Origin of the sequence: Azohydromonas caseinilytica, assembly GCF_012927045.1 — a bacterium.
GTDB lineage: Bacteria > Pseudomonadota > Gammaproteobacteria > Burkholderiales > Burkholderiaceae_C > Azohydromonas > Azohydromonas caseinilytica.
On sequence record NZ_JABBFW010000069.1, the window covers coordinates 1 to 4464 of the forward strand.

2 protein-coding genes and 3 pseudogenes are annotated in these 4464 nt (G+C 66.6%); 4 read left to right on the forward strand and 1 reads right to left on the reverse strand.

Annotation, left to right across the window (positions count from 1 at the left end; translation table 11 throughout):
- Positions 1-352 precede the first annotated feature (352 nt).
- The 4 genes and pseudogenes from tnpA to tnpC form a co-directional block, all read left to right on the forward strand.
- Positions 353-775: an IS66-like element accessory protein TnpA gene (tnpA, locus tag HHL10_RS29840; protein WP_169164067.1), complete on the forward strand. Its 423-nt coding sequence runs from the start codon at positions 353-355 to the stop codon at positions 773-775.
- 108 nt (positions 776-883) lie between these two features.
- Positions 884-1108 (forward strand): annotated as a pseudogene (gene tnpB / locus HHL10_RS29845) (IS66 family insertion sequence element accessory protein TnpB); the annotation flags it as partial.
- Positions 1109-1448: 340 nt separating this feature from the next.
- Positions 1449-1571, forward strand: a pseudogene (locus HHL10_RS30920) (hypothetical protein); the annotation flags it as partial.
- 203 nt (positions 1572-1774) lie between these two features.
- Positions 1775-2635 (forward strand): annotated as a pseudogene (gene tnpC, locus HHL10_RS30930) (IS66 family transposase); the annotation flags it as partial.
- Between the two features lie 172 nt (positions 2636-2807).
- Here the strand turns inward: tnpC and ltrA are convergent.
- Complete coding sequence (gene ltrA, locus HHL10_RS29855; RefSeq protein WP_205833298.1) at positions 2808-4139, reverse strand: group II intron reverse transcriptase/maturase; 1332 nt, start codon at positions 4137-4139, stop codon at positions 2808-2810.
- Positions 4140-4464 lie beyond the last annotated feature (325 nt).

Sequence of the window (4464 nt, forward strand, 5' to 3'; positions counted from 1 at the left end):
ACCCCATGAGGCCTGAGACCGATATTCCAAGAGCGCTTTGCTCCAAACTCCCTTTCCACTCTCCTTGCGTTTCCAGCAAAGCAGCGAAAGTTCGTTGCGAGGGGCGTGACTGTACACAAGTCGGGGGCGATCCGCAAGAAGGGGGTTGAAAAAATTGCAGGAGCCGCAGGCCGCCCTGGTGCGCGGGCATAGCGCCGGCCGAGGCTAGGGCTCGTCATCAATTGAGCCAGATGACCGCGGCAGCCAGATGGATGGCCCCGAGGAAATTGCGGTAAGCGGCCGGTTCTCCCATCTTGAGTAGTTGAAGCCAGACGCCAACGATGACGTCCATCAAACCGGTAGATGGACATCTATGTACTCAAGATCGAATCCCCGGCGCCGCCATGATGCCGAGTTCAAGGCTGCAGTGGTGGCTGCATGCGATGAGCCCGGCGCGTCAGTGGCTGCCGTGGCCCAGGCCCACGGTCTCAATGCCAACCTGGTGCACCAGTGGCGTCGTGGTCGCGGCGCGTCGGCGATCACGGCTGCCACACCGGTGACGGCCGCCGTCATGGAGGCCACCGCGGTGGCTGCTGCTGCGCCCGTGTTCATTCCTGTGGAACTGCCCGCGCCGACACCGGCACCCACTGCTGCAGTGCCAGCGCCCACGCCGGTACCGGACGTCCCGCAGGAGATCCACATCGAGCTGCGCCGCGGCGCCGTGACGGTGAGCGTGCGCTGGCCCATGCAGGCCGCCGGCCAGTGCGCGACGTGGCTGCGCGAGATCCTGCGGTGATCCACATCGACAGCCTGTGGCTGTGCCTGCAGCCGGTGGACATGCGCGCCGGCGCCGAGCGGCTCATGGCCTACGTCGTGATGGTCCACGGCGAGGCGCGCCCACCACGGCTACCTCTTCACGAACGCCCGCTCCAACCGCGTCAAGCTGCTGGTGCACGACGGCTTCGGGGTGTGGTGCGCGGCACGCCGGCTCAACCACGGGCGCTTCGACTGGCCACGCGCGGCCGACGCCACCCAGCGCCTGGCGCTGACGCAGGCCCAGTTCGACGCCCTGGTGCTGGGGTTGCCCTGGCAGCGCCTGCCCGAGATGAGCGTGATCACCTGCGTGTAGCTCGCGCCGCGCAGGCGGCCGCGGCGCGCTGGCAACAGCACATGCGCCAATAGATCGCCATGCCGTTGGGGCGGCATGATGGCGGGCATGCGCGACCTCACCGCCAAGGATCTTCAGGGCCTCGCGCCCGAGGCTCTTGGCCAGCTCGCGCAACAGATGCTGCAGCACATCGAGCAGCAGGCCCGCGAGATCGCGCTCAAGCAAGAGCAGACCGAACTCAGGGAACAGCAAATCCAGCGCCAGGCGCGCGACACAAGTCTGGCGCGACGCGAAGATCGAGAAGGTCAACTTCGAGCTCGCACGCCTCAAGCGCTGGCGCTTCGGCGCCAGGACCGAGGCGATGGACGCCCAGCAGCGTCAGATGTTCGAGGACACGATGGTGGAGGACGAGGCCAGCCTCGAAGCTCAGCTGGCGGCCTTGCGTGCGGCGATGCCCGAGATGCCCGAGATGCCGGAGTCGCCGAAGCCGCCGCTGCGGCGGCCACGGCGCCAAGCGCTGCCTGAGCACCTGCGCCGCGTGGAGCACCGTCACGAGCCCGAGGACACCCACTGCCCGACACCGGGCTGCGGCCAGCCGATGACGCGCGTGGGCGAGGACGTCAGCGAGAAGCTCGACATCATCCCGGTCGAGTTCTTCGTGCACCGCCACGTCTACGGCAAGTGGGCGTGCCGCTGCTGCGAGCGGCTGGTGCAGGAGCCGGCCGAGCCTGCAGAATCATCGAGGGCGGCATGCCCGCCAGCGGTCTCGTGGCACACACGGTCATCAGCCGCTTCGTGGACCACCTGCCGTACTACCGGCAGGAGGACATCAACGCGCGCTCACGCGTGCACACGCCGCGCTCAACGCTGGCGTCGTGGTCCGGCCAGGCCGGTGCGGCGCTGGAGCCGCTGTACGAGCTGCACAAGGCCTTGGTGCTGAGCTGCGCCGTGCTGCACGCCGACGAGACGCCGGTGGCCATGCTCGACCCCGGCGCGGGCAAGACCAAGAAGGCCTACATCTGGGCCTATGCCCGCGGCGCACTCGACGCGCAGCGCGGCGTCGTCTACGACTTCTGCCTGGGCCGCGGTGCCCCGTACCCGGTGGCCTTCCTGAAGGGCACGACAGACCCACCCGCTGGGCCCCAAGGCGACAGGCCCAGGCCATGGCAGGGCACGCTGGTGTGCGACCAGTACGCCGGCTACGCACAGGCGTTGGACCCCAAGGCGTATCCTGAACGCCAGGGCGTTGCGTGTGCGGCCCACGCGCGCCGCAAGTTCGAAGAACTGGCCAAGGCCGGCGCCAGCGACGTCGCGGTGCAGGCCCTCCAGCGCTTCGCCCGCATCTACCACGTCGAGGCCGAACTCGGCAGCCTGGCGCCCCAGGAGCGGCTGGCGATGCGCCAGGCCTTGGCCAAGCCGCTGTGGGAGGAGATGCACGCGTGGCTGAAGCTGCAGCGCCGGCGCGTGGCCGACGGCGGCACCACGGCCAAGGCCATCGACTACAGCCTCAACAGCTGGGCGGCGCTCACGCGCAACCTGCATGACGGGTCGGTGCCATTGGGTAGAGTAGAGATGTGGCGCGGTGGCCGTAGGTCCGGTTTGTCCATTTCCGCCCCTTTCGTCTGGCGGTGCCCGAGTAACCTCGCCGTAGCTCCGTTTCCACATCCCCCTCGTCGAACCGGACGTGCAGATTTCCCGCATCCGGCTCTCTTCCGACGCATCAGGCCTTCGCGTTCGAGCGGCCGCGTTGGATCGGCAACAGGCATATCAGCCCCAACTTCAAGTAGAGGTACTGGTCGGAGTATTGGCGGTACCCCGTTCCCTGCTTGCCGCTTCGTCTTCGCAGCCAGATCCGCAGACGCCGTGCGGTGTAGTCGTCGATGGACCGGTAAATTTCCTTCACCGGTCCTTGACTGAAGTAGTTCGCCCAGCCGCGCAGGATAGGGTTGAGTTCTTCAACCCGCTCCCTGGGCGTCGTGGCGTTCCACCGCCTGGTCGTCTCGTCGTGTATGCGTTTCCTCAGGCGCTTGATGGACTTCATCGACGGCGCCGTGCCCCAATAGGGTCGGCCCGGGTGTCCGTAGAACCTTCCCACGGTGTACCCCAGGAAGTCGAATCGTTCATCAGGTAGCTTGACCAGTCGGGTCTTTTTCTCGTTGACCGTCAGGCCCAGCTTGGACATCAACCGCCGCATCGTCGCCATCGCTTCTTCCCCTTTGCCAGGCTGGCACAGGATGACGAAGTCATCGGCGTAGTTGACCACTTCGGCCTGCAGCCGCCGTGCGTGCCCACCGTGGTACCACGCCAGCATGAAGCGGCGGAAGTACAGCGTGGACAGCATCGGCGAGATGACACCCCCTTGCGGAGTGCCACGATTGGTGTCACGCGCAACCGTCGTGCGGATCTCTCCGCCGTCGTCGGTACGCTCCACCACCGGTGCGTCAAGCCACTGACGGATCACCGCCAGTGCCGTCCCGTCGGCGACCCGTCGCGCAACGCAGCGCATCAGGTCCCCGTGCGGGATCGTGTTGAAGTAGTCCGAGAGGTCGGCGTCCACCACTTCGCGCGCACCACGCTCGGCTATGCCGTAGTGGATGCGGCGCAGTGCCATCTTGGCGTCCATGCCTTCGCGGAAGCCGTACTGCCAGGGGAACAGGTCTTCATCGAAGATCGGTTCGAGAACCAGCAGCACCGCCATCTGCGCGACACGATCGCGGATGGTCGGGATGCCCAGCGGGCGCTGCCCGCCACTTGCCTTGGGAATCCATACACGCAGCAGGGGTGCACACCGGTACTGCTTGGTACGCAGCTCCTGCCGTAGTCTTTGCAGCCAAGCTCCCAGCCCCTGTTCCTCGATGCGCTCGAACGTCTGTCTGTCCACCCCCGGCGCGCCGCGGTTCGCGCGGCAGCGTCGGTAGGCTTCGGTCAGGACGTCTTCGCGGCACACCTTGTCCCACAGGCTGTAGAACCGATAGGCTGCTTCGCTCTTGGCTTTCGCCCGCAACGCACTCCGTAGGGTCCGAACCGAATCGAGCGGGGTTCCTAGGCTCAAGCCAATCCCCGGGCTCTTCCCACTTTGAGCGTTCGCATCGGAACAGGGGGCCTTTGCTCCACCAGCGTTACCCGGCTTCATCACTACTACGCCCCCATCCGCCATCCGCAGCGGCCGGCTCCACCCCTCACGAGGTCGCCGTTGATCAACTGCCGGTCGATCACCACCACGGACTTCCCTTGTTGCACGGTCGATCTACGGCGCGCGTCAACGTACCTGTCGCCTGGACTATGCAGCCAGAGGCCGTTTATCCGGGGTGAGCGAGTGGGCCGCGACGGCTGCCTCTCGCTCAGGGTTGAGCGTCACGGCGCCGATGGGAGTCCAG